General features: G+C 65.4%; 22 protein-coding genes and 1 tRNA gene. 12 read left to right on the forward strand and 11 right to left on the reverse strand.

The features are described from left to right. Positions 1 to 25: 25 nt before the first annotated feature. Positions 26 to 334 (reverse strand): hypothetical protein, encoded by a 309-nt coding sequence (locus FRC96_RS20130; protein ID WP_146977265.1) that lies wholly within the window; start codon positions 332 to 334, stop codon positions 26 to 28. 2 nt (positions 335 to 336) lie between these two features. Further along, positions 337 to 840 carry a hypothetical protein gene (locus tag FRC96_RS20135; RefSeq protein WP_146977267.1) on the reverse strand — a complete coding sequence of 168 codons (504 nt, stop codon included), beginning with the start codon at positions 838 to 840 and terminating at the stop codon, positions 337 to 339. A 163-nt stretch (positions 841 to 1,003) separates the two neighbouring features. Between FRC96_RS20135 and msrB the strand changes: the two genes are divergently transcribed. The 3 genes from msrB (at position 1,004) to FRC96_RS20150 (ending at position 3,063) form a co-directional block, all read left to right on the forward strand. Further along, complete coding sequence (gene msrB / locus FRC96_RS20140; protein WP_146977269.1) at positions 1,004 to 1,432, forward strand: peptide-methionine (R)-S-oxide reductase MsrB; 429 nt, start codon at positions 1,004 to 1,006, stop codon at positions 1,430 to 1,432. After that, positions 1,432 to 1,959 carry a GAF domain-containing protein gene (locus tag FRC96_RS20145; protein WP_146977271.1) on the forward strand — a complete coding sequence of 176 codons (528 nt, stop codon included), beginning with the start codon at positions 1,432 to 1,434 and terminating at the stop codon, positions 1,957 to 1,959. Before msrB ends, FRC96_RS20145 begins: the two co-directional genes overlap by 1 nt. 90 nt (positions 1,960 to 2,049) lie before the next feature. Beyond that, positions 2,050 to 3,063 carry a dipeptidase gene (locus FRC96_RS20150; RefSeq protein ID WP_146977273.1) on the forward strand — a complete coding sequence of 338 codons (1,014 nt, stop codon included), beginning with the start codon at positions 2,050 to 2,052 and terminating at the stop codon, positions 3,061 to 3,063. A 48-nt stretch (positions 3,064 to 3,111) separates the two neighbouring features. Here FRC96_RS20150 and FRC96_RS20155 read toward each other — a convergent pair whose 3' ends face one another. The 3 genes from FRC96_RS20155 to FRC96_RS20165 all read right to left on the reverse strand — a co-directional run bounded on the left by FRC96_RS20155 (position 3,112) and on the right by FRC96_RS20165 (position 6,313). Continuing rightward, the gene (locus tag FRC96_RS20155; protein ID WP_146977275.1) at positions 3,112 to 3,711 is read right to left on the reverse strand and encodes a HEAT repeat domain-containing protein; all 600 of its coding nucleotides are present in this window, start codon (positions 3,709 to 3,711) and stop codon (positions 3,112 to 3,114) included. Between the two features lie 74 nt (positions 3,712 to 3,785). Beyond that, a complete protein-coding gene (locus FRC96_RS20160; protein WP_146977277.1) occupies positions 3,786 to 5,294 on the reverse strand; it encodes a hypothetical protein in 1,509 nt (502 codons plus the stop codon). A gap of 134 nt (positions 5,295 to 5,428) precedes the next feature. Beyond that, positions 5,429 to 6,313: a hypothetical protein gene (locus FRC96_RS20165; RefSeq protein ID WP_146977279.1), complete on the reverse strand. Its 885-nt coding sequence runs from the start codon at positions 6,311 to 6,313 to the stop codon at positions 5,429 to 5,431. A gap of 174 nt (positions 6,314 to 6,487) precedes the next feature. Between FRC96_RS20165 and FRC96_RS20170 the strand changes: the two genes are divergently transcribed. Then, positions 6,488 to 6,988 (forward strand): CYTH domain-containing protein, encoded by a 501-nt coding sequence (locus tag FRC96_RS20170; protein ID WP_146977281.1) that lies wholly within the window; start codon positions 6,488 to 6,490, stop codon positions 6,986 to 6,988. A gap of 98 nt (positions 6,989 to 7,086) precedes the next feature. Continuing rightward, on the forward strand, positions 7,087 to 7,860 hold the full coding sequence (locus FRC96_RS20175; protein ID WP_146977283.1) for an OAM dimerization domain-containing protein: 774 nt from the start codon (positions 7,087 to 7,089) through the stop codon (positions 7,858 to 7,860). An 84-nt stretch (positions 7,861 to 7,944) separates the two neighbouring features. Here the strand turns inward: FRC96_RS20175 and FRC96_RS20180 are convergent, their stop codons facing one another. Beyond that, positions 7,945 to 8,574 (reverse strand): pentapeptide repeat-containing protein, encoded by a 630-nt coding sequence (locus FRC96_RS20180; protein ID WP_230470513.1) that lies wholly within the window; start codon positions 8,572 to 8,574, stop codon positions 7,945 to 7,947. A 272-nt stretch (positions 8,575 to 8,846) separates the two neighbouring features. Here FRC96_RS20180 and FRC96_RS20185 point away from each other — a divergent pair, with 272 nt between their 5' ends. Then, positions 8,847 to 9,665 (forward strand): hypothetical protein, encoded by an 819-nt coding sequence (locus FRC96_RS20185; RefSeq protein WP_146977287.1) that lies wholly within the window; start codon positions 8,847 to 8,849, stop codon positions 9,663 to 9,665. Positions 9,666 to 9,674: 9 nt separating this feature from the next. Here the strand turns inward: FRC96_RS20185 and FRC96_RS20190 are convergent, their stop codons facing one another. After that, complete coding sequence (locus FRC96_RS20190) at positions 9,675 to 11,336, reverse strand: hypothetical protein (RefSeq protein ID WP_146977289.1); 1,662 nt, start codon at positions 11,334 to 11,336, stop codon at positions 9,675 to 9,677. A gap of 155 nt (positions 11,337 to 11,491) precedes the next feature. On the opposite strand from FRC96_RS20190, the gene secG reads away from it, so the two are divergent. The 5 genes from secG to FRC96_RS20215 all read left to right on the forward strand — a co-directional run bounded on the left by secG (position 11,492) and on the right by FRC96_RS20215 (position 15,366). After that, the gene (secG, locus tag FRC96_RS20195) at positions 11,492 to 11,983 is read left to right on the forward strand and encodes a preprotein translocase subunit SecG (protein ID WP_146977290.1); all 492 of its coding nucleotides are present in this window, start codon (positions 11,492 to 11,494) and stop codon (positions 11,981 to 11,983) included. A 142-nt stretch (positions 11,984 to 12,125) separates the two neighbouring features. Continuing rightward, positions 12,126 to 12,965 carry a 2,3,4,5-tetrahydropyridine-2,6-dicarboxylate N-succinyltransferase gene (locus tag FRC96_RS20200; RefSeq protein ID WP_146977292.1) on the forward strand — a complete coding sequence of 280 codons (840 nt, stop codon included), beginning with the start codon at positions 12,126 to 12,128 and terminating at the stop codon, positions 12,963 to 12,965. After that, entirely contained in the window at positions 12,962 to 14,137 is a 1,176-nt protein-coding gene (locus FRC96_RS20205; RefSeq protein WP_146977294.1) for a pyridoxal phosphate-dependent aminotransferase, read from the forward strand. Before FRC96_RS20200 ends, FRC96_RS20205 begins: the two co-directional genes overlap by 4 nt. Positions 14,138 to 14,191: 54 nt before the next feature. Further along, a complete protein-coding gene (locus tag FRC96_RS20210) occupies positions 14,192 to 15,232 on the forward strand; it encodes a hypothetical protein (protein ID WP_146977296.1) in 1,041 nt (346 codons plus the stop codon). Between the two features lie 61 nt (positions 15,233 to 15,293). Then, positions 15,294 to 15,366 (forward strand) — tRNA-Ala (locus tag FRC96_RS20215). A gap of 41 nt (positions 15,367 to 15,407) precedes the next feature. Here the strand turns inward: FRC96_RS20215 and FRC96_RS20220 are convergent. Beyond that, a complete protein-coding gene (locus FRC96_RS20220) occupies positions 15,408 to 16,004 on the reverse strand; it encodes a DUF421 domain-containing protein (protein WP_230470514.1) in 597 nt (198 codons plus the stop codon). A 186-nt stretch (positions 16,005 to 16,190) separates the two neighbouring features. Between FRC96_RS20220 and FRC96_RS20225 the strand changes: the two genes are divergently transcribed. Next, entirely contained in the window at positions 16,191 to 17,201 is a 1,011-nt protein-coding gene (locus FRC96_RS20225) for a pseudouridine synthase (protein WP_146977298.1), read from the forward strand. An 8-nt stretch (positions 17,202 to 17,209) separates the two neighbouring features. Here FRC96_RS20225 and FRC96_RS20230 read toward each other — a convergent pair whose 3' ends face one another. The 3 genes from FRC96_RS20230 to FRC96_RS20240 are packed head-to-tail and all read right to left on the reverse strand — an operon-like array spanning position 17,210 to position 20,775. Next, entirely contained in the window at positions 17,210 to 18,247 is a 1,038-nt protein-coding gene (locus FRC96_RS20230) for a hypothetical protein (protein ID WP_146977300.1), read from the reverse strand. A 30-nt stretch (positions 18,248 to 18,277) separates the two neighbouring features. Beyond that, the gene (locus tag FRC96_RS20235) at positions 18,278 to 19,264 is read right to left on the reverse strand and encodes a TadE/TadG family type IV pilus assembly protein (protein WP_146977302.1); all 987 of its coding nucleotides are present in this window, start codon (positions 19,262 to 19,264) and stop codon (positions 18,278 to 18,280) included. Further along, on the reverse strand, positions 19,261 to 20,775 hold the full coding sequence (locus tag FRC96_RS20240; protein ID WP_146977304.1) for a hypothetical protein: 1,515 nt from the start codon (positions 20,773 to 20,775) through the stop codon (positions 19,261 to 19,263). The genes FRC96_RS20235 and FRC96_RS20240 overlap by 4 nt, the downstream gene beginning before the upstream one ends. Positions 20,776 to 20,797: the final 22 nt, after the last annotated feature.

Raw genomic sequence — 20,797 nt, forward strand, 5'->3', positions numbered from 1 at the left:
GGCTGGCTAAGGCTGTCCGAGCGTTTCAGTCTTCGGGGAGCTCCAGCCCAAGCTCATCAAACTGCACCTGCAGCTGGTCCACGTCGCGCTGAATCTCCTGCTCGAGCTCGGTGAGGACCTCGACGGCGTTCTCTTCGGTGATCGTCTCGAGCGCCTGCTCCTGATACTCCATCTGGCGACGGGAGAGGGGTGTAGAGACCGACGACTCGATGGTGTTGTCCTCTTCGTATTCGGACTCGTCGACGCGAAGTGGCTCCTCGGGCTCGGACTTTTTGCAGGCCGAGGTGGCGAGCAGGGTGGCGGCGAGCGCGGCGTACAAGAAAAATCGGATCATCGTCACTCTCCGGTGGAGTCGGTCTGCGGGATGGTGCCGCCGAAGTCGCTGGCGGTGGCGCGGTGGTAGGTGCGCCACATGAAGTAGCGACGCAGCTCCAGGTCGCGGGCGGCGAGGGCGCGATCGATCAACGCCTGATCGTCGTTTTGTTCGCCGATCTGTTTGATGCGGTCGAGTTTGGCGATGCGCTCCATGTGGGTGCGGCGCGCTTCAATGCCGGCCTGAAGCACGGGGTGGTTGATGTTGTTGCGGATCATCTCGCGGCGGGCGTTGCGCTCGGCGATCTGCTCTTGCAGCATCACCCGACGATTCTGGCGCATCTCCTCGATGCGCTCGGAGTCGAAGATGCCATTCTGGCGCAGGTTTTGAACCTTGTTGGAGGAGGCGCTCTCCGAAGACTCGGTTTGCTGAGCGCTGACCCCGGGCACGGCGAGCAGGCCAATGACGAGGAGGCCTGCGAGAAGTGTGGCACGCAGGTGGCGAGTGTGGGGGCGGAGGGTAGGCACGGCGGTCACTCGGGCTGAGAGGATCGGAGCGGAGGGAGGCAGGCTCCCCGGAAGTATCTTCGTCACACTAAGTGTTAGACCCCGGGGCGGGGTCTGTGCAAGTGATGGCAACGCAAAGGGGGGTTGCCGAGGTCAAATCAGGGAGCTTCAGCCAGGAGTTAACATGAGTGATGAGCGAGACGAGAAGGCAGGGTTTCAGATCGAGCGCAGTGAGGAAGAATGGCGCGAGATTCTGGGGGAAGAAGCCTACCGGGTGACCCGTCAGTGCGGCACCGAGCCGCCTTTCAGCGGGAAGTATTACAACCATAAAGGCGACGGCGTGTATGCGTGCGTGGCCTGTGGAGCGCCGCTTTTTGATTCGAGCGCCAAATACGACTCGGGCAGCGGCTGGCCGAGTTTTTACGATGCGATCGATGCGCAGCGGGTGATGACCCGTCAGGATCGCTCGCACGGGATGGTGCGCACCGAGATCTTATGCGCGAGCTGTGGGGCGCACCTGGGGCACGTCTTCCCCGATGGTCCGGCACCGACGGGCATGCGTTTTTGTGTGAACTCAGCGGCGCTCAACTTTGAGCCGCGGGAGGAGAACTGATGGATGCGCCGCTGCCGCGCGGGCGGTCGCGAGCCGAGAGGCGGGCCCGCTATCGCGAGGTCGCCGAGCGTCTGCACGCGCTGCTGGAGGGGGAGCGCGATGAGGTGGCGATGCTGGCCACGGTGGTCTGCGAGCTACATCACGCCTTTGACGACTTCGACTGGACCGGCTTCTACCGCGTGACCTCGCCGGGGATGCTCAAGGTGGGGCCTTATCAGGGAGGGCACGGGTGTCTGACGATCCCCTTTGAGCGCGGCGTATGCGGGCGCGCGGCGCGCACCGCCGAGGTGCAGCGGGTCGATGATGTGCTGGCCGATGCGGCGCATATCGCCTGCTCGGCCACCACGCGCTCGGAGATCGTGGTGCCGGTGTGCCTGGCCGATGGCGAGGTCGTGGCGGTGCTCGATGTGGACTCGGATCGGCCGGCGGCGTTTGATGAGGTGGATGAGGCCGAGCTCGTCGGGATCTGCGCGATGTTGGGCGCTCGCCTGGGCGGATCATGCGCGATGCGAGCCCCCGGGCGCTAAGTGCATAGAGGGGGAGTGAGGGGCGTCGCGTGGGAGCATCAGGTGCGCTAGAGTGGGGGCATTGTCTGGCTCAACGACGCGAGGTGAGTTTTGGGGATTCTGGATCTGCACGTCGACTCGATCATTCAGCAGCGTCTTTTTGGCTACGATCTTCGCAAAAAGCATCGCCGGGGTATCGGCGGGCAGCCGCTTTTCTGGCATGCGGACGTCCCGCGCATGATCGAGGGCGGCTACAGCGGGGCGTGCCTGGGGATCCACTACTGGCCGGTGGAGCGTGAGGCCGGCTGGCAGGAGTTGAAGAAGCAGATTGCCTACCTCGATGGGCTCTGCGCCGACGATGATCGGGTGGAGCGAGTGTGGGGCGCGGCGGGGTGGGCGGCCTCGGGAGCGCGCCCGGCACGTCTGGGCCTTGGGCCGGGCGTGGAGGGGGCTCACATGCTCAACGCGAAGATCGAGCGTGTGCGAGAGCTCGCTCAGATGGGCGTGGGGTATCTGACGCTCACCCACTTTTCAGCCAACTCGGCGGCGACGCCGTCGATGGGGCGCGGCGCAAACGAGCGAGATGGGCTCACCGCGTTTGGTCGCAGGCTCGTGGAGGAGCTCAACCGCTACGGCGTCGTCGTGGATCTGGCGCACGTCAACAACCCCTGCGTGCTCGACGCCTGTGCGGCGAGTCAGGCGCCGGTGATGTGCACGCATACCGGGGCGAAGGGGGTGTTTGAACACCCACGCAACATCAGTGATCGGGCGATCGATGCCATCGCCGAGACCGGTGGGGTGATGGGGGTGATCTTTGCGCCGCGCTACTTAAGCGGGCGCTGGCGCGCCACCACCGAGGTGGCCCTCGATCATCTCGATTATTTTGTGCAGCGGGTCGGGGTTGAGCACGTGGCGCTGGGCTCGGATTACGACGGCTGGCTGCCCACAATTCTGGCCGATCATCACGATTGCCGCGACATTCAGACGATGATCGAGGGGATGCGCCGTCGCGGCTATGACGACGACGCGATTGAGAAGATCAGCGAAGGCAACGCCCGCCGCGTCTTTGCAGAGGCGGCTCGTCGGGCCAGTGAAGCGCCCGAACACGCTGGGGCCACGGCCTGACGCTGTGAGACCTCGGCCCTCCCAGGTGCAGTCCAACACAGCACTGGTTTAGCGCAGGCGGGCGGCGGCGTCTTCGATGCGCTGGCGAGCGATGGGGTTGGGTTCCTGCTCGATGGCGATGTCGAGGATCTTAAACGCCGCGTCGCTGTTGAGGCGCCCCAGCGCGGCCGCGGCGCTGATACGCACCTGCACGTCATCGTGCTCCAGCACAAAGGGGGTAAGCTCGCCCACCGCGCGCTCGCCAAAGCTGTTGGCGAGCAGGGGGAGCAAGGTGTGAAGCAGGCTCACATCGGTCTGCGGGTCGTCGAGCAGTCCGGTGAGGTAGTTGAAGGTGTCGTCGTCGGCCCAGTAGCCCAGGGCGATAAGCGCCCGCTCGCGGTGGAACGCAAACGCGCTCTCGTCGCGGGCGATGCGCTCGACGAAGTGGCGAGCGCGCGGGGTGAGGCCTTCGAGCTGCTTGAGCGTGGGCGCGCGGTGATGCTGGGAGAGGAGCATCAGCACGGCTTCTTCGATGTGGGCGTCGCCGGAGGTGCTGGCGTCGTCGCTGACGCCGGGCGCGGAGGGGTCAGAAGGTTTGGCGGCAGGCTCAGCGCTGGCGCCGGTGGCCAGCAGGCTGAGCAAGGTCAGTGCGATCAGAAAGAGCTTCATGGCGGTGCCTTATTAAGATCGAAAACGTCGGCGTGAGCGGCGATGCTGGAGGGAGCGGTGGCGCTTCTTTGAGCTTATTTGACCAGCGGGTTCACGCCGATGACGTGGGCCTGATCGGCGGTGACGGTGAAATTGCCGGGGTCGGCCAGGGGGAACATCAGGTTGCCGAGATCGGGGCAGCTCTCCGGAAAGCCCTCGGTGCAGCGGGGGGTGTCGTCGAGGGGATCGAAGTTGCGTGCGGTGGATTCGGTGGTGTGAAAGAGCCCCAGGAAGTGGCCGAGCTCGTGGGCGATGATGTTGGCGGTAAAGGCGTTGCCGTCAAAGCGGCTCCCGCCCCGGCCGATGTACTCGCCGGTTAGCGCCACGCCGCTGATGCCGGAGCCGTGCAGGGCGGGCGCGCCGGGGATGCCCATAGAGATGCCGAGCGTTCCGGCGGAGTCGGTGAAGTCGAAGTTTTGCACCAGGATCAGGTTGGCGCTGAGCATGCTGTCGGCGTCGGTGCCCGGCGCCTCGGTGAGCATGGCCAGACGCGCCACATCGGCTTCGCTGCGCACAACGCTGTAGGCCTCTTCGGCGTCTTCCGGGACCGAGAAGTAGCGCACCTGTCCCAGCGAGACGTCGGCCTGGTTGTAGATGGACTCGACGGTGGCCAGGATGTCTTGCAGGTCGTCGTGGTTGGCGGCGGTGTTGGCGTTAAGGCCCAGGTAGCTCAACCCGACCAGGTAGATGTTCAGATCGATCTCGGTGCCGCGGGTGGGGCGCTCGAGCAGGTAATGGCAGACCTCGCTGTCGTCGGTGCTCAGGCGGTAGGTGTGCGCGCCCTCGCGGATCTTGCCGATGTCGTCGGGGACGGCCGGAAAGATCGTGGGGTTGATAAAGCCGAAGAGCTGGGCGCCGGTGGACTGGAAGCCGTTCTCCTGGCGCAGGTTAAACGAGGTGCCGTCGAGATCGGAGGTCACCGAGCTGGGGAAGAGCCGTCGCCCCGAGGAGACGAAGGGGACCACGGTGTACGAGTGAAGATCGTCGGAGACGTCGAAGGCCAGGCTTGCGCGGCCCTCAGGGCTGGGCGTGCAGGAGACCTCGAAGGGGAAGTCGTCGCCGGGACCATCGAAGGGGGGCGCGGGGTTCGGAGCGCAGTAGCCTTCTGTTTGAGAGAGGCCCTGGCAGACGTAGCCCTCGCGGCATTCGTCGTTGGAGGTGCACAGGCGCACGCAGAAGTTGGAGCCGCGGCCGGGGTGCAGGCAGGCGTTGTTTTCGCCGTCGCTCGCGCAATCGACGCGGGTCTCACAATCGACGGTGGTGCAGTAACCGCCGGGCCAGTCCGGGTCGGGGGCGCAGAAGCCACTGCGGCAGTTCGCGTCGCTCTCGCAAGCCTCGCCGTCAACGCGGCCGGTCTCAGCGGTCGCGTCGGGATCAGGATCGACGCCGGCGTCGGGAAGCGTTGAAGGGTCGGAGGCGTCCGGGACGGGATCTTCAACGACGATGATCGGCTGCTCCGGGCTCGGTTCGGTCGATTGAGAACAGGCGGCGGCCAGGCAAACAAGGCCCGGCACCAGGAGGAGCGCGAAAGAGGATGGACGCATCGAGAGCTCACTGCAGAAAGGTACATAGCCCTGCCGACGAGGGCTTATCAGTCGGACAATGTAGGGAAAGGGGGGTGAAATTCCAAGAAGCGGGCAGGTAAAGGTTGGTGTGCGGTGGCGTCAGCGCCCTGCGTTTAGTGGGACGGGGCGGTCAGGTCGATACCGACGGCAGCGGCGCAGGCAGGCGAGGCGTCGGGTGAGGGGGAGACCTCATAGTGCACGCGCCAGGCCTCGTCGCTGCGCAGCCCGAGGTGATCGAGCCAGGGGAAGATCTCCTGGTCGACGGTGTGGTAGTAGATCGCGGCGAGCTGTGCGGGCTGAAGGGTGCCGAGGTTTCCGGCCTCGGTGTCGACGCTGATCTCCTGACCCGCGAGGCGATCGAGGGTCTGCGGGCCGGCGTCAAAGAGGCGCTCGTAGGCAAAGAGTAGCGAGGGCGTGCGGGCGCGAGCCTGGCGCGCGGCGTTGCGCTGGTGGGTGGTGAGGAGCCAGTCGAGCAGCGTGCGCGAGGCGGCGATGACCTCGGTGAGACTGCGCTCGATGGTCTCGCAGAGCTTGATGATGGCGTTGTCGGAGCTGACCGCGCTCAGGCCCAGGTAGGTGGCGCGTGAAAGCGTCAGGTTAAAGACGAAGATCTCAACGCCCGCGTCGAAGATGGCCTCGGGGGTGGGCGAGAGGGAGGTGGCGTGCTCCGGCACCTCCTGGGGTGAGGCGCCCAGGGCCTCGCAGATGTGCAGGGTGAGGTAGAGGTGGCGGTTGAGCTCATCGAGGCTGAAGATCGCCGGGCTTAACGCTGCGGCCGGGGCGTCGCTAAGACTGATGGCAGCCAGCCACCCGATGATCTGCTCGACGCTCTGGCGGGTGGCCGAGGCTCGCCGGGCCCACTGCTGCCTGGCGAGCACGCGTTGCTCGGGACGCACCAGGGGGTGGTCGGGTCGGGGCGCGGGCCACTGGTGGTCGTCTTCGAGCAGCGCGCGATGAAGTTGAAAGAGGGCGTCGGAGGTGGCGTGGCGCCTGGTCATGCCTGTGCTCTCGGTAGGGGATGCGATCATAAAGAGGCGGTCGTTGACGAGGGCCATCGCGCCGTGCCAGCGTGGCGCGCAGCAGGGCCGCAGCAGTCGGCCGCAAACAGCGCTGGCTTGCGTTCGGAGAAGTTGCTCACCGGGTGCACCAGGGCAAGCAATGGCGAGCGGGTGATGGGCACCGAGATCGAGCGAAAATTTCTGGTCAGCGATGCGAGCTGGCGGGCACATATTCGGCGCAGTCAGCCCCTGGCCCAGGGGTATCTGGCGTCTTCGCCGGATACTACGGTGCGGGTGCGGGTGGCCGGGGATGCGGCGTTCTTGACGCTGAAAGGCCCGGTCCGCGATCTTGCGCGCGCCGAGTTTGAGTATGCGATCCCGGTGGAAGAGGCCCGCGAGATGCTCGCGCTCTTTTGTGAGGGGCATCGGCTCGAGAAGGTTCGCCACGAGGTCGAGGTCGGCGATCATCTCTGGGAGATCGATGAGTTCTCCGGTGAAAACCGGGGGCTGATCGTCGCCGAAGTTGAGCTGGCGAGCGCCGATGAGCACTTTGAGCGTCCGTCGTGGCTGGGCGCCGAGGTCTCGGGGATGCCCCGGTATTATAACTCGCAGCTGGTTGTGCGCCCCTTCGCGCGCTGGAGCGAGGCCGAGCAGCGCGGGGAGCAAACGCGTTAAGAATACGAAGCTGAGGCTGGTCCGGGTCGCAATGGCGAACTCCGGCTGGTGAGAACGGATCAGGTGACAGGCAGCGATCCTGGATCGCGGAGGTTGTGATGGCAGTAGTAGGACGAGTTGGGGCGACGCCGCCCGATCTGACGCGGGTGCGGCCCTACGGCGATACGCTCGATGATGGCCAGGTGCAGACGAGCTTTACCCTGCCGGTGCCCTGCGGGGAGGAGGCGCGGGAGGCCGCCCGGATGGTCGCCCGGAAGATGGGGCTTGAAGATCCGCAGGTCTATCACATGCAGGATCTCGGTGAGGGCTACACCTATTTTCTGGTGTACGGGCGCTTTACCGAGGCGATCGACTTCACGCAGATTCAGGTGGCGAAGGTCGAGAGCGAGCGCATGGATTTTTATGCGATCAACGCCTTTATCGAAGCGCAGATCGGGCGGAAGATCACCGTTCTGGGGGCCTGCACCGGCACCGACGCGCATTCGGTGGGCATCGACGCGATCATGAATATGAAGGGCTACAACGGGGATTATGGCCTGGAGCGCTACCCGATGATCAACGCCTACAACCTGGGCATGCAGGTGCGTAACGAAGACCTGATCGCGCACGCGGTGGAAAAACAGGCCGACGCGCTGCTGGTCAGCCAGGTCGTGACCCAGAAAGATGTGCACATCAAGAACCTGGCCGAGCTCATCGATATGCTCGAGGCTGAGGGCTTGCGCCAGAAGATGGTGGTGGTCTGTGGTGGGCCGCGCATCTCCCATGAGCTCGCGCTGGAGCTGGGGTATGACGCCGGTTTTGGGCCGGGGACGACCGCGCCGGATGTGGCGAGTTATTTTGTGCAGGAGATCGTGGCGCGCGGGCTGGCGTGAAATGTCGGCTGCAGGTGCGCGATAAAAAAGAGCCGCCCCGGGCATGCCCGGGGCGGCTCTTTTCTTAGAAAAAAACCAGGAGGCCTAGAGGGCTTTGCGGCGTCCGCTCTTCTCGAGGAAGCCTTCGGGGAGTTCGGTGCCGCGCAGCGCCACCTCGACGTGGTAGCAGTTTTTGGCGTCGACGTCGGTGATGGTGGTGGCATCGACGATGAGCTCACGCAGGGTCACGTGCGACCAGTCTCCGCCCTCGATCGAGACGTTCTGCCAGCGTCCGCCCTTGAAGGTGACGCGCTCCATCATCCAATCTTGAGCGGCCAGGCCCTCGAGTTCGCATTCGTTGAGGCGGCAGTCGGTCCACTCGTTGTCGCCGATCACGACCTGGTCAAAGGAGCAGCGGCTCAAGGTGCTGGCGTCGAGCGCCCAGCCCTCGTAGCTGCCGCCTTCAAAGTGGCAGTGCAGCAGGGTGACGCCTTCGAAGAAGGCGCCGTCGAGGATGGCATCTTTGAACCGCACTTCACTGAGCGTGCAGTTCTCGAAGGCGCAGTTGGTCAGGTCGAGCTCCGAGAAGTCGAAGCCGGTGAGGGTAAGCTCACGGAAGGTCTGAGCTTCGAGGGAGATGGGGGAGGACGCGTCGCGCTCCTGGCGAGAGCGCAGGGCGCTGTGGAAAGCCTGGGGGTTTGCGCTTCGGATCAGAGACGCCAGGTTATCGGACATAAAAGAGGCCTCAAGCGGGGGAGACTGCTGAGTCGATACAACACAGAAAGGGACGGGAGAGGTTGGGCGTCGCGAAGACGCGCGGCAACTTAGGCACAAGCGCGGTGGGGTGCAAGCCCCGAGTGCGAGGTTGCAGGCAGGGGCGGTCGCGACCGCGGACATGCGACCGAGATGCGCGCGGCAGGGCCAGACCTTTGGGGCGATCTTTCACTCTGTGTTAAGGTGCGCGCCGAAACGCGGTGGTAAAGATGAGTGGACATGCAGGAGGTTCGATGCGTGGTGGTCGAGGATGGGTTGGCGGGGTAGTGGGCGCGTTTGCGCTTCTGGTCAGCGTGCCGGCCTGGGGCCAGCAGGAGGCGGAAGCCGGTGTGTATTATGGCGACGGGCTTCGCCATCTGGCGGAGGGTCGCTATGGCGAGGCGCTTGTCGAGCTTCACCGCGCCTACGGCATCGCCGGTGAGCCGGAGATGTTGGAGGCGATTGTGGGGGCCTACGATGCGATGGGGTTGTGCGAGGCGGCCATGCATCAACGCGACTTCTACGGGATACGTCACGGGCAGGCGTCGGCCCCTCGATTGAAGCGTTGTCTGCGCGTCGGTCAGGTCGAGCCGATCTGTGAGGGTGGGGGAGAGCGCGTGGTGGTCGACGCGACCTTTGAGGTGGCGTGCGGCCAGCGCGTGCTCCTGGCCGAGGGGAGCTACCGCATGGCGCAAGAGGGTGGCGAGGTTGTGGAGGTTGCCGTGGAGGCTGAGAGCTCGCAGCAGGTCGAGCTCAAGGAGCCGCCCCCGATCAAAGGAGCGGTCGCCAGGCTTCGAGGCCCCGGGCTCTTTGGCACCGATGTGCAGCGACTGCAGCCGAGCGCGCCGAGCTACACGGTGTATCAGTCGGCCGACGGGCTCTATCAGCTCTGGGTGCGTCCGGCGGATGAAGCGCGTCGCTATGAGGCCGTGCCCCGGGTTGAGATCGTGTGTCCGGATGATGCGGGTGAGCAGGTCGACGCGGGCTGCGCCTGGCTTCGCGAGCTGCGGCGGCGCTCCGGGTACACCGACAACCCCACTCGCCTGGAGGTGGTGGTGCCCCGGGTGCGCTGACGCACCGGGTCAGCGCTGCGTCGCGGGGCGCGATGAGGTGCGCTCAAAGCGGACTTCGGCCATGGCGGGCTCATCGGCGGAGAGGAGCTCGGTGAGGGCGAAGTCGCGGGGGCCGAGGTCACCGCGGGTCGGCGCGCCGGCGCCATCGAGGTGGACCAGGCGGACCTGCAGGCGCTCGTTGCGACGCAGGCTCTCGGCGCGGGCAAAGTAGCGGATGGCCGAGGCGACCACCGCCGGAGTGCCCGGCCCAAGGCCGACGGCGAGCAGGTTGAGCGGATCGTTGATCGTCATGGCGAGCAGGGCGTTGAATTCGTCGAGGGCCGGGCGTGTGGCGTCCCAGCGCAGCACGTCATCGGGGCGGCGGGCGGGGAAGGGCTCGGCGACGATGGCGGCGATCGGGCCGTGGTCGGCGCGCAGGGCGTCTAAGAAGTCCATGGTGGGGAAGAGGCGCTCCAGATCGTAGTCGGCGCTGCGCAGGGCGACGCCGCGCTCGGCCATGCGCCTGGCGAGCTGGGTGGAGACGCCCGGGCGGTTGAGCACGGCCACCGGGAGCTCGTGGGCGATCGCCAGGCGTTCGACGGCCGTGGCGAGCACGGCGCCGGGGCCGGGCACATAGATCAGCGGCGCGCCGGTGTCGTCGAGCCAGGGCGCCGGGGTGGCGCGGTTGGCAAAGGGCTCCCAGCGCACCTCTCGCCGCCCCGCGGGGCCCAGCGCTACCGGCGAGCTCTCGGCACCTTCAAAGAGCTCATTGGCGAGATGTTGAGCGATGGTGCGAGTATCAAGGCCTTCGGCGTTGAGGTCGATGACCTTGACGTGTGCCGCGCGGTGGCGGTGGCGCAGCGCGCGGGCGAGCCCCACAGCGGCGCCATACGGGGCGACAACCGGGTCGAAGGGCTCCAGCCCGAAGGCGCCGGCGGAGTCGAGCACCGCGACAAAACCGGCGCCGGGTTGCATCAGGCGTGTGGTGAAGCGCTCGGCGGTGACCAGGGCGTCTTCGACCACGCTCATGGCGTCATCGAGATGCGCCGGGGCGCGCAGGCTGCCCAGAAAGATGACGACGTCGGTGGGGCCGTTGAGCTCGGGGCGACGCCCCTCGACGCGGGCGCGCACCCCCCGGGCGTTAAGCAGCTCGGCCAGAAGGGGCGCCACACCGAAGCCGTCGTTGGTGATCAGGGCGCGCTGGCCGCGCTTGAGCGCCGGCAGGGGTTGGCCCGGGGCGTCGACCGGCGCGAGGGTCGGAGACGTGATGTGGCGCGCCGCCGAAGCCCCCGTCGCCGAAGCGGGCGAAGGCGATGCGGGAAGGGGAGGGATCGATGTGCGCGCCGGAAGCTCGGCGTCGGAGAGCGCGCCGGAGGTGGGGCTCACCGCGACGTGCGGGGAATGCGCCGCCGTCGCGATGGCTTCTGAGGAGGTCTCCTCCTCGGGGGGCGCGGGCTCGGCCGGTGGATCTTCGGCCGCGGAGTCCTGCGAAGGTTGCTGCGCGCTGGCGAGGTGGCGGATGGTATCCACCAGCTCGGCATGCGACTCAAGCACCTGGCTTAAGGCGCGCTGGCTGGCTGCAGCCGCTTCCAGGTAGTCGGTGTGGGCCGCTTCCAGGCGTTGTTGCGAACGCTCCAGACGCTCAATGAGTCGGGGCCAGGGCAGCTGGTCTTTGGAACGGGGGTCACTCATAGGTCTCGTCGCTTGCGTTCGGTTCGTCGCTACGGTATGAACTCTCGGCTTTTGGGGCCGCAAAATCTTCGCGCGCGCAGGCTGCGCGGCTTTGCCCCGCAGACAAGTAAAGATCGAACGCGAAAAAATCCAACCTCTCTCGGTTTGAAACTATCATGCAAACCTTATTGCTCGTCATCCACGTTATTGTCAGCTTCGTTATTGTTGTCGTGATCTTGCTGCAGTCGGGCAAGGGCGGCGGCATGGGTTCCGGTTTTGGAGGTGCCGCGGCGGTCGGCCAGCAGATCTTTGGTGGGCGAGGCGCGGCGACCTTTCTGGGCAAGCTGACCGTGGCGCTGGGCGCGACCTTCTTTGTGACCAGCATGGCGCTGGCCTGGTACTCCAGCCGTCCGCAGTCGGCGCTGGACTTGAGTCAGACCGCTGGCGAGACGCCGCAGTCGCAGGTTGAGCAGATCATCGAAGAAGGTGGTAGCGGCTCCGCGCCCGCCCCGGCTCCGGCCAATGAGGCGCCGATCGAGCTCAACGTAGAGTCGCCCGAAGAGGCGGCGCCTGCTCCGGCTGACGAAGTTCCCGTTGAGGACACGACTGCTCCGGCCGAGATCGCGCCGACGCCGGCGGAGGAAGCTCCGGCGGAAGAAGCTCAGTAAGCATCTGGCGATCGCGATCGCCATGAGGCATCGACTCGAGGCCACAGCCGACGACGCGAACGCGCCGCTGCGGCTGTGGCCTCGATGTGTTTTGGCGCTTAGCTTTTTGCGCCCGACTCCACCTGACCTGTGAGGAAGACCTGTGAAGCGTCCCGAACTTCTCAACGCGATTGATGCTCATTTTGAACGTCCGGCCGACGCGCTCGGCCAGGAGGCCCGCGCCGACTTTGAGGCATTTCTCAAACTTCTCGAAGAGGGCAGCGTGCGCGCGGCCTACCCCTCGGAGCAGGGCTGGGTGGTGGAGCCTTCGGTCAAGCGAGGCATCCTGCTGGGGTTTCGGCTCGGGCAGAACGTGGAGATGGGCGGGAACGATCTTCAGTTCAGCGATAAAGACACCTACCCGGCCCAGCGCCTGCCGGTGGTGGAGCGGGGGGTTCGCGTGGTGCCCGGGGGAAGCTCAGTGCGCCGCGGGGCCTACATTGGTGAGCGGGTCACGATGATGCCGCCGGCTTTTGTCAACGTCGGGGCGTATGTGGGGGCGCAGTCGATGGTCGACAGCCACGCGCTGGTGGGGAGCTGCGCGCAGATTGGGGAGCGGGTGCATCTCTCGGCGGGCGCGCAGGTGGGCGGGGTGTTGGAGCCCATCGGGCAGACGCCGGTGATCGTCGAAGATGACGCGTTGATCGGTGGCAACACCGGCCTCTACGAAGGGGTGCAGGTGGGCAAAGGGGCGGTGATCGGGGCCGGATGTGTGATCACGGCGAGCACCCCGGTTTTTGACCTGGTGCGCGAGGAGGTCTATCGGGCCACGGCTGAGGAGCCGCTGAAGATCCCGGCTGGCGCGGTGGTGATCCCGGGCAGCCGTCCGGCCCGCGGCGACTTTGCGAAGACGCACGGTCTGACGATGGCCGCGCTGTTGATCATCAAGTACCGCGACGAACGCACCGACGCCCGCTCGGCCCTTGAGGAGCTCTTGCGATGAGTGCTCGGCGGCCTCTGAGCCCCTCGGCGCGGGCGCTGGCGATTGAGCCTACGCTGATCCGCGCGCTGCGTGCCGGGATGGGACCGGAGACCATCGACTTCGGGCTGGGGCAGACCGACCTGCCCGTGAGCGCGGCTGCCGCGCGCGGGGCTGCTTCCGTGCTGCACTCTGGCGCGCGCGCGCCGTACACGCCGAACGCCGGGCTCGGTGAGGCGCGCGCTGCGGTCGCGTCCCATGTGGGCTGTGCGCCTGATGAGGTAATGCTCACCTGCGGGGTGCAGGAGGCCCTGGCGGTCAGCCTCCTGGGGCTTGTGGAGGCGGGTGATGAGGTGCTCGTCCCGGACCCCGGGTTTCCCGCCTACGCCAACCTGGTGCGGGCCTGCGGTGCAACCCCTGTCGCCTACCCGCTGGCGCCTCCTGCGGCCTCTGGCGAGCCCTGGGCCCTGGATCTCGATGCGATCGCCGAGCGGATTGGCCCCTCAAGCCGGCTGATTATCCTCAATAACCCCTCCAACCCTACCGGCTCGTTGCACCGTGGCGAGGAGCTCGGCCGGCTTGCCGCGCTGATTGAGCGCCACGATCTGGCCTGGCTCGAAGACGCGATCTACAAGGATTATATCTGGTCGGGAGTGTTCGCCACGCTGAGCTCGTTGGAATCGATGCAGGCGCGCGGTGTGCGTGTGAGCGGCCTCTCCAAGAGCCATCATGTAATGGGGTGGCGGATTGGCTGGATGGTCGCTCCCGCTGAGACGATCGCCGCGCTGACCCCCCTGCATCAGCACCTGGTGACCTGCGCGCCTCTGCCCGCTCAGCTCGCGCTGATCGAAGCGCTCAAGACGCACGAGGAGGCCATGGCCGACGCCCGCGTGATTCTGGCGTCGCGTCGCCAGACGGTGCAGCGCCTGCTCGGCTCGGTCGAAGGGCTGAAGGTAGGCGCGATGCAGGGAGCGTTTTACGCGTTTGTGGATGTGCGCCCCTGGCAGGGACACTTCGGCAGTTCACGCGCACTGGCCGAAGCGCTCCTCGCCGACCAGGATGTGCTGGTGATCCCCGGCGAGGGCTTTGGCGAGCGAGGCCAGGGCTTCGTGCGCATTGCGTATACGGTCGGTGAGCCCGCGTTGAGCCAGGGGCTCTCGCGCATCACGTCGTTCTTAGAAGCGCATCGGGTCTGAGGCGCACAATGCGCCGACGACTGTCAACATAGCGAGCAATCAGGAGCAGAGATCATGAGTGAAGAGACCCCGCAGCCGAGCATCGACACCACCGAGGGGGAGCGCGCCTCATTGTGGGAGGAGCGTTTTGAGGCGCAGATCAACACCTTCTTCGACGAGGCGATCGCGCGTGTGCCGGGCTTTGTGGATCGCAACCTCAAGAGCTTTCGGCGCGTGATGGGGCGCAGCCTCGGCCCGCGTACCGGGATGGCCGACCTCTTCATCTCGGCGCGCAATATGGCCGCCGGGGTCTCGAAGTCGGTGGGAGGGCCGGATTTTTCGACGTCGACCTTTACCGATGACCAGCTTGGCGAGGCGTTTGAGCGCGAGGTCGTCAGCTCTGCGGAGATGGAGAGCTTGCTCGGGCGCCTCTTCTCGGAGTTTGAAGAGGAGCAGTGGCGGCGCTTTCGCAAGGGGCAGGGCGAGGGCAAGGCCAGCGCTGAAGAGATCAAGGAGCTGCGCGGACGTCTCGGCGAGATGATGGAGCATGAGATCGCCCACGATCCCTTGCTCGCTCAGGCGATTCGCTCCGGGGTGCGCCTGGGTCTGCCGGCGACGCTGGGGTATGTGCTCTTCGGCCGCACGACCTTTTTGATGGGCATGGACGGCGTCGGCGAGGGCTACTCCGGCCACCTCGATGTCTACCGACGCGCGCTGGGCAAGCTCGGCGGCATGGAGCTTCCCGGGTGGATGGGCGCGGTCGGCGTGGCCGGCGGTCTGATGGGCACGCTCGCCATCGGCGGGCTTGTCGAATACGCCATTAACAACGTGCGCGACATCAAGGGCTATTACATCCGTCAGATCAACGCGGCGCGTTACGTGTTGCTTTATGGCGAAGATCCCGATCAGCCCGAGGGCCAGGGGCTCTTGCATGTCGTGCGGGGCCTGGAGCGCCAGTTTGAGCGACTTCCTGACCTCACCCACGAGGTGCTTGACCGGGCCGAGAAGACCGTGGCGGCGCTGACTTCCCGAGGCGCTCCCGAGGAGATGATCGGCTCGGATGGCGCGGCCGCTGCGCTCCCTCCATCGAGTGAGCCGGGCCAGGAGCCGGGATGAATAAAAATGTACCTCAAGCTGCTTGACGCCCCCCCGGGATTGGGTTAGTTAACCCTCCAGCGGGGCCGTAGCTCAGCTGGGAGAGCGCTAGAATCGCACTCTAGAGGTCGTGGGTTCGATCCCCATCGGCTCCACTCGCTGAAGACCCGCGTCACTTATGGTGACGCGGGTTTTTTTATGCCCGAGAACCGGGCGTATGAGGCTCAGCGCTGGCCGCGGTAGCGATGGTCTGGGGCGCGGGGTGATCGACGCCCCGGACGCCTTTGAGGATCCAGGGATCGAGAGGAGCATCGCCGTCGGTGCTGGCGATCACCGAGACGCTGCCCGTGGTCTCCAGCACAACTGCACGCACGTGCTTGAGCTCCAAAACGCCTGCAGAACGAAGCTTAGAGCGAAGATCGTCCAGGGTCAGCAGGGAGGTGTGCAGGTTCTCGTGGAGCACCTCGCCATTGTAAATGAGCAGGAGGGGCTCATTGTCGATCAGGGCCGAGAGCTGAAAGCGACGGCGTAGACCGGCGGTGAGGGTCTGCAGCACAAAGATGCTGGCCAGGCCAACCAGCGCCTGCATCAAGGGTGGGTCGCGGGTGACCAGCGCGCTGCTGATGAGCGAGCCGATGGCCACGGTCAGCGCGAAATCAAAGGCGGAGAGCTTGGAGAAGCTGCGAAGTCCCCCCCAGCGCGTGAACACGATCACGGCAATAAAGAGTACCAGCGCGGAGAGCGGTACCATGGCGATATCGGAGAGTGGCGCTACGATCCAGTCGACTTGCATGGGGTGTCCCCGGCGATGTTTGGTTGGATGATGAAGAGGGTTGAGGAGGGGTGTGTGTTACCAGTCCCCGGAGCATGGGCCTGCGAGCCTGCCCTTGAAAGATTGGCCTTCAGGTGCGTGTAGAGAGATTAGGGGCGCGCTGTGGTAGTCAACTTAAAGGGAGCTTACGGGCGCCTGTGATGTCGCATGCCCAGCCCAAACGAGGTTGTTGTGAGTGAGGACATCTACGAACTTGAGCCGGGGGGAGCCAACATTCGTGAACGTCGTTTCGAGGTGGACTCAAACTTCGAAGGGTGGCGCCTCGATCAGTTTCTGGCCAACCGCATCCCGCGCATCTCGCGCTCGTTTGCGAGCCGCATCATTCGGGATGGCGACCTGAGGATCGTACCTCCCAGGCGTGCAAAGGCGTCGATGCGTCTGCTTCTGGGCGATGTCGTGATCCTTCGCGAACATCTGGAGCCGGAGGAGGTTCAGGATGATGAGGCGGGCATCCTCTATGAGGATGAGGCGATGCTCGTGCTCAACAAGCCGGCCGGGATGCTTGTGCATGAGAGCGCCAGCGTGCGCCTCAACACGATGACGCATTACCTGCGGCGCCAGGGGTTTAGGGAGGCCGAGCCGGTGCACAGGCTGGATCGGGAGACGAGCGGGGCGCTGGTGTGTGCGAGAGAGCATCGGTGGGTGGCGCCCTTACGCGGCGTGTTTGCCACCGACCATCCCGAGAAGATCTACCGCGTGCTGGTCGAAGATCCACGGCGGGTGTGGACACCCGGGCGCGAGCAGACGCTGGAGACGCCGCTGGGGCCCTGCGCCCAGAGCCGGCTGTCGATCAAGATGGGGGAGGGCACGCTGCGGGCGGTCACCCATGTGCGGGCGTTGGAGCAGCGGGTGGTGCGGGGCTATGCGCTCAGCGATCTGGAGGTGCGCATCGAGACGGGCCGTCAGCATCAGATCCGCGCGCATCTGGCGATGGCCGGCACGCCGGTGGCCGGCGACAAGCTCTACAGTCGCGATGACGCGTTCTTCATGGCGATCTGCGACGCTCCTGACGATGCTGAGCTTCTGGCGCAGCTCCCCTTTGAGCGCCAGGCGTTGCACGCCTGGAAGATCGCGCTCAAGAACCCGAAAACCGGCGCGCTCCTGAAGGTGGAGGCGCCGGTTCCGAAGTTGTGGTTCGAGCAGGATGGAGGCGCGTAAGCAACGCCTTAGAGGGGTTTGGGACCCTCTTCGATGGAGACGACCATGGTGTCGCCGCGCTCATCCTCGTCGATGATGAGTGAGACGTGGTGGCCGTCGCGCTCGAAGTTAAGGAGTTCGCCATGTACCGCGGCCAGCTGGGGCACGTGGCGGGCGTATTCATCGAGGAGCTCGGTGGATTCGGAGAGCGTCCAGCCGCGGTTCTCCATGGCGGCGCGGTAGAAGCGCTCAATGGAGGCCGGGGCGGCGTGGCTCTTGTAGAGGTTGACCACGTAGGGCTCGCCCGGATTATTACCGGCCAGGCGGCTGACGCGCTCGCATCCGGCGCAGGCCGGCACGCTCATGTCGGGGCGTGAGCCGACGGCGTCGGGATCGCGGATCAGTTTTGGATCGAAGCCGTCGGCAGCCCAGGTTGCGGTGACGGTTGAGCCGCCGGTGTCCGGGTTACGGCGCGCCTCGATCATGCGGTAGGAGCGCATGTTTTCTTCGATGTCCAGACCCCCGTTCTGGGAGTGGTTCCAGGTCTCCACCAGATCGGCGATGTCGTCGGTCGTCTTACGCGGGACCATCGAGCCCATCGCGACGAGATCTTCGGTCACGTGAAGCGGGACCACCTCGCCATTGATCATGGCATGGTTTTGCTCCAGGTAGGCCGGGTCCTTGAAGGCGTCCTGGTAGACGTTGGCGGTGGGGCCGGGGCGCAGGAGCGGCTCGGTGTAGGCTTTGGAGTTCACGCCGACAGCGTGGAAGCGCTCCTGATAGTACTCGAGCAGCTCAGTGGGGCTGAGCTCAGAGTCGCCGGCCGCGAAATAGACGTCATTGCCGTTGTAATCGTAGGAGCGAGGCTTCAGCCCGGATTCGGCGATGACCCGCTCAAAGTTACGCTGCTCGGCTCTCGGGCCGGTCAAAAAGTCGGTGAGGTCGGCTTCGGCCTCTTTCACCTCGCCGGGCGAGGAGGAGACGAGCACGGTGGCGCCGATGGCGACGATCACCGCTCCGCTGACTCCGAGTTTGAGCAGCACGCGTAGTGTGGATGGGATCTTCATAAGTTGCTCCTCAAGAGAGGTCATCGCGCGTTAGCCGCAATTCGACGAGTCGCCGCCGGGCGGATTCTTCAGGCAATCGAGCATGTCCTGACCGTTCTGCTGGGCAGCACCGCCGCCGCAGTCGGGCTTGTCTTTGGTGCAGAAGACGCCCCACTCGTCGCGGCATTCGGCCCATTCCTGGGCTTCCTGCGCGCATTCCTGGCTCTGCTGCTGAAGCTCGTCGGCGTCAGGCACGCTGATGCCGTCGGCGGCGCCGAACTCGGGGACCATGGTAAAGGGCATCCCCGCCTCCTGGTAGGCGTCGACGGTGCCCATCTCCAGGCGAGTAAGGACGACGGCCAGCAGACGCTCTTCCGGCATGGGCGGCGCAGCAGCGGTGTAGGCCGCTTCGGCCTGACCGTCGAGCCAGGGGCTGGAGGGGAAGTCTTTGCGCACCACCGACGAGCCGATGCCGTAGCGGATACCTGCGGCAAGGGCGGGGCGGGCACCCGCCTGGGTGAGTACGGAGCTTGTAACCTGCGCCCAGCCGCCGGTTTGCATCTGGCCGGCCATGATGAGGTCGTTCATCAGGTTGAAGGTGTGGCTTGTGTTGTCACCCAGCACCCCGGAGAGGGTGAGCTTGGGATCGACGCCGATGTTCTCAACGACGGCGGCCATCGAGGCCTTGCCGCCGCTGTCGGCGTAGAGACCGCCGATCGACTCGCCAATGTCCTTGGCGGCCATCACGCCCCACTGCCCGGTGTCGTTGTAGTGGAGGCCGGCGTCGATGGCGCCCGCGACCGGGTGCATGTGCACCGCCTTATAGCTGGTCTGGATGGGGCGTACGTCCTTCCAGAGCTCGGCGGAGGCCAGCGCGTGGGTGCGCAGCGCGGTCTCGTGAGCGTCGTAGAGCGAGAGGATGCCGCCAAACGCCACCAGGAAGATCGGCAGGATGATCACGAACTCGGTGAGCGCCGTGGCGCGTTCCTCATCGCGGAGCTGGCGAGCGACAGATTGGATCGTCTCAGAGATGTTCATTTTTGAATCCCTTGAAGTCGGTCGGCGCTCATCGAGGCATTAACAGCGTAGAGGTACATCAGGTCTTTGATCGCTCCGGAGAGCGAGAAGTTCGAGTCCAGGAAGCCGACCAGTGAGGTCAGCGCCAGGTAGGGGATCATGTCCATGTAGACGGCCTTCATGCCCACCGGGTTGCCCTGGAAGGAGGTGCCCAGGCTCTCCCCGGGGAGGTGAACCGGGCGAAGACGCGCGGTCCAGCTGGGCGACCACATATGGGGGCGGCCGATGAAGTTCGACATCACCCCGTTGAAGGGGTTGAAGGTGTTAAAGAGGCCGCCGACCGCACCCGAGATGGTGGTCTCACCGAAGACGAACTCCGAGCGGGCCATCGACCAGTATCCCTCGGCCGCGTAGAAGGGCTTGGAGTTGTGGTCGCCGCCGATGATGTTGAAGCGGTCGCGCTGGATCCCTGAGCGCTTGCCTCCGGCCTGGTAGGCGAAGGTGAGGTTGGAGGTCGACTGCATCCAGGCGTTGGGCTCAATGCCATCGATGATGCCGCCGACAACGCCGTTGTCGACGCGGTAGTCGAGCACCTCGGCGCCGTGCATAAAGCCAGCGACGGTGCAGCCGATGGCCGGCACGATGTTGAGCGCGATGAAGATACCGATGGTCTGGCCATCTTTGGAGATGCCTTTGATGCCGGAGTCGCTGCGCATGATGTGCTCGGCGGCGAGCATCAGGTGCTCGGGGGTGCCGATGAACTCGGTGCAGTAGCCAGCGTGCGCGGCGAAGGTGCCCAGCGAGGCGTCGTGGCGCTTGATGGGCAGGCCGTCGGTCTTTTCGGTATGCTCGGGGACGTAATCTTCGACGATGGAGGTGCCGATAATGCCGTCGATAAAGCCCAGCGCAGAGGTGATCTGGTCAGGAATCGTGATGATGTCGCCGGGAGGGGGCGGCCAGGAGGCCGTGACGGTGGCGCCGTTGGCAATCCCGCGCATCATGTTCTCGACATAGCCCCACCAGGGGGTGATGTCGCGCATGTACTGCTGGTAGATGTCGAGGGTTTTGATCTCGTCGGTGGAGCGATTCATCATGGTGGGGAGGTTTGTAAACGTCAGCTCTAATGTCTCCATGGCGAGCTGCACCCCCCCGACAGCCATACGGTAACAGGAGTTGGGGTTGGGGAAGATCTTGAGGCAATCCGCCGTGTAGATCGCCAGGCTGGTGATCAGCGCCTGGTAGGCGTTGAAGTAGACGACCGTGTAGCCGTAGAAGACGCGCTTGGCCGTGTTGGCGTACGAGATCATGTTCATCGAGCGGGCCTTGACGACCGACTGCGAGAAGGCAGCGGTGTCGGCGCTGTTCTGAAGCATGATCTTATCGCGCGCCGCGTCGCCAGCGTCGTGCATCATCATCGCGCTGATGAAGACGATGAGGATGCCGGCGAGCATCAGCAGGAAGACGGCGCCTTCTTGAGCTCGGTCGAGCTCCTTGAGGCGGGCGCGCAAAAAGTTATGAATTGCGTTCAACATAAAAGGCCTCCAGGACCGTGGT

The sequence above is a fragment of the Lujinxingia vulgaris genome, from assembly GCF_007997005.1.
Lineage (GTDB): Bacteria > Myxococcota_A > Bradymonadia > Bradymonadales > Bradymonadaceae > Lujinxingia.

Coding starts and splice junctions, on each gene's coding strand:
- FRC96_RS20190 (WP_146977289.1), bottom strand. CDS start 11,336: ATGAGTGACCCCCGTTCCAAAGACCAGCTGCCCTGGCCCCGACTCATT.
- FRC96_RS20220 (WP_230470514.1), bottom strand. CDS start 16,004: ATGCAAGTCGACTGGATCGTAGCGCCACTCTCCGATATCGCCATGGTA.
- FRC96_RS20225 (WP_146977298.1), top strand. CDS start 16,191: ATGCCCAGCCCAAACGAGGTTGTTGTGAGTGAGGACATCTACGAACTT.
- FRC96_RS20180 (WP_230470513.1), bottom strand. CDS start 8,574: ATGTCCGATAACCTGGCGTCTCTGATCCGAAGCGCAAACCCCCAGGCT.
- FRC96_RS20185 (WP_146977287.1), top strand. CDS start 8,847: ATGCGTGGTGGTCGAGGATGGGTTGGCGGGGTAGTGGGCGCGTTTGCG.
- FRC96_RS20205 (WP_146977294.1), top strand. CDS start 12,962: ATGAGTGCTCGGCGGCCTCTGAGCCCCTCGGCGCGGGCGCTGGCGATT.
- FRC96_RS20155 (WP_146977275.1), bottom strand. CDS start 3,711: ATGAAGCTCTTTCTGATCGCACTGACCTTGCTCAGCCTGCTGGCCACC.
- FRC96_RS20240 (WP_146977304.1), bottom strand. CDS start 20,775: ATGTTGAACGCAATTCATAACTTTTTGCGCGCCCGCCTCAAGGAGCTC.
- FRC96_RS20145 (WP_146977271.1), top strand. CDS start 1,432: ATGGATGCGCCGCTGCCGCGCGGGCGGTCGCGAGCCGAGAGGCGGGCC.
- FRC96_RS20210 (WP_146977296.1), top strand. CDS start 14,192: ATGAGTGAAGAGACCCCGCAGCCGAGCATCGACACCACCGAGGGGGAG.
- FRC96_RS20230 (WP_146977300.1), bottom strand. CDS start 18,247: ATGAAGATCCCATCCACACTACGCGTGCTGCTCAAACTCGGAGTCAGC.
- FRC96_RS20175 (WP_146977283.1), top strand. CDS start 7,087: ATGGCAGTAGTAGGACGAGTTGGGGCGACGCCGCCCGATCTGACGCGG.
- msrB (WP_146977269.1), top strand. CDS start 1,004: ATGAGTGATGAGCGAGACGAGAAGGCAGGGTTTCAGATCGAGCGCAGT.
- FRC96_RS20160 (WP_146977277.1), bottom strand. CDS start 5,294: ATGCGTCCATCCTCTTTCGCGCTCCTCCTGGTGCCGGGCCTTGTTTGC.
- secG (WP_146977290.1), top strand. CDS start 11,492: ATGCAAACCTTATTGCTCGTCATCCACGTTATTGTCAGCTTCGTTATT.
- FRC96_RS20165 (WP_146977279.1), bottom strand. CDS start 6,313: ATGACCAGGCGCCACGCCACCTCCGACGCCCTCTTTCAACTTCATCGC.
- FRC96_RS20235 (WP_146977302.1), bottom strand. CDS start 19,264: ATGAACATCTCTGAGACGATCCAATCTGTCGCTCGCCAGCTCCGCGAT.
- FRC96_RS20130 (WP_146977265.1), bottom strand. CDS start 334: ATGATCCGATTTTTCTTGTACGCCGCGCTCGCCGCCACCCTGCTCGCC.
- FRC96_RS20170 (WP_146977281.1), top strand. CDS start 6,488: ATGGGCACCGAGATCGAGCGAAAATTTCTGGTCAGCGATGCGAGCTGG.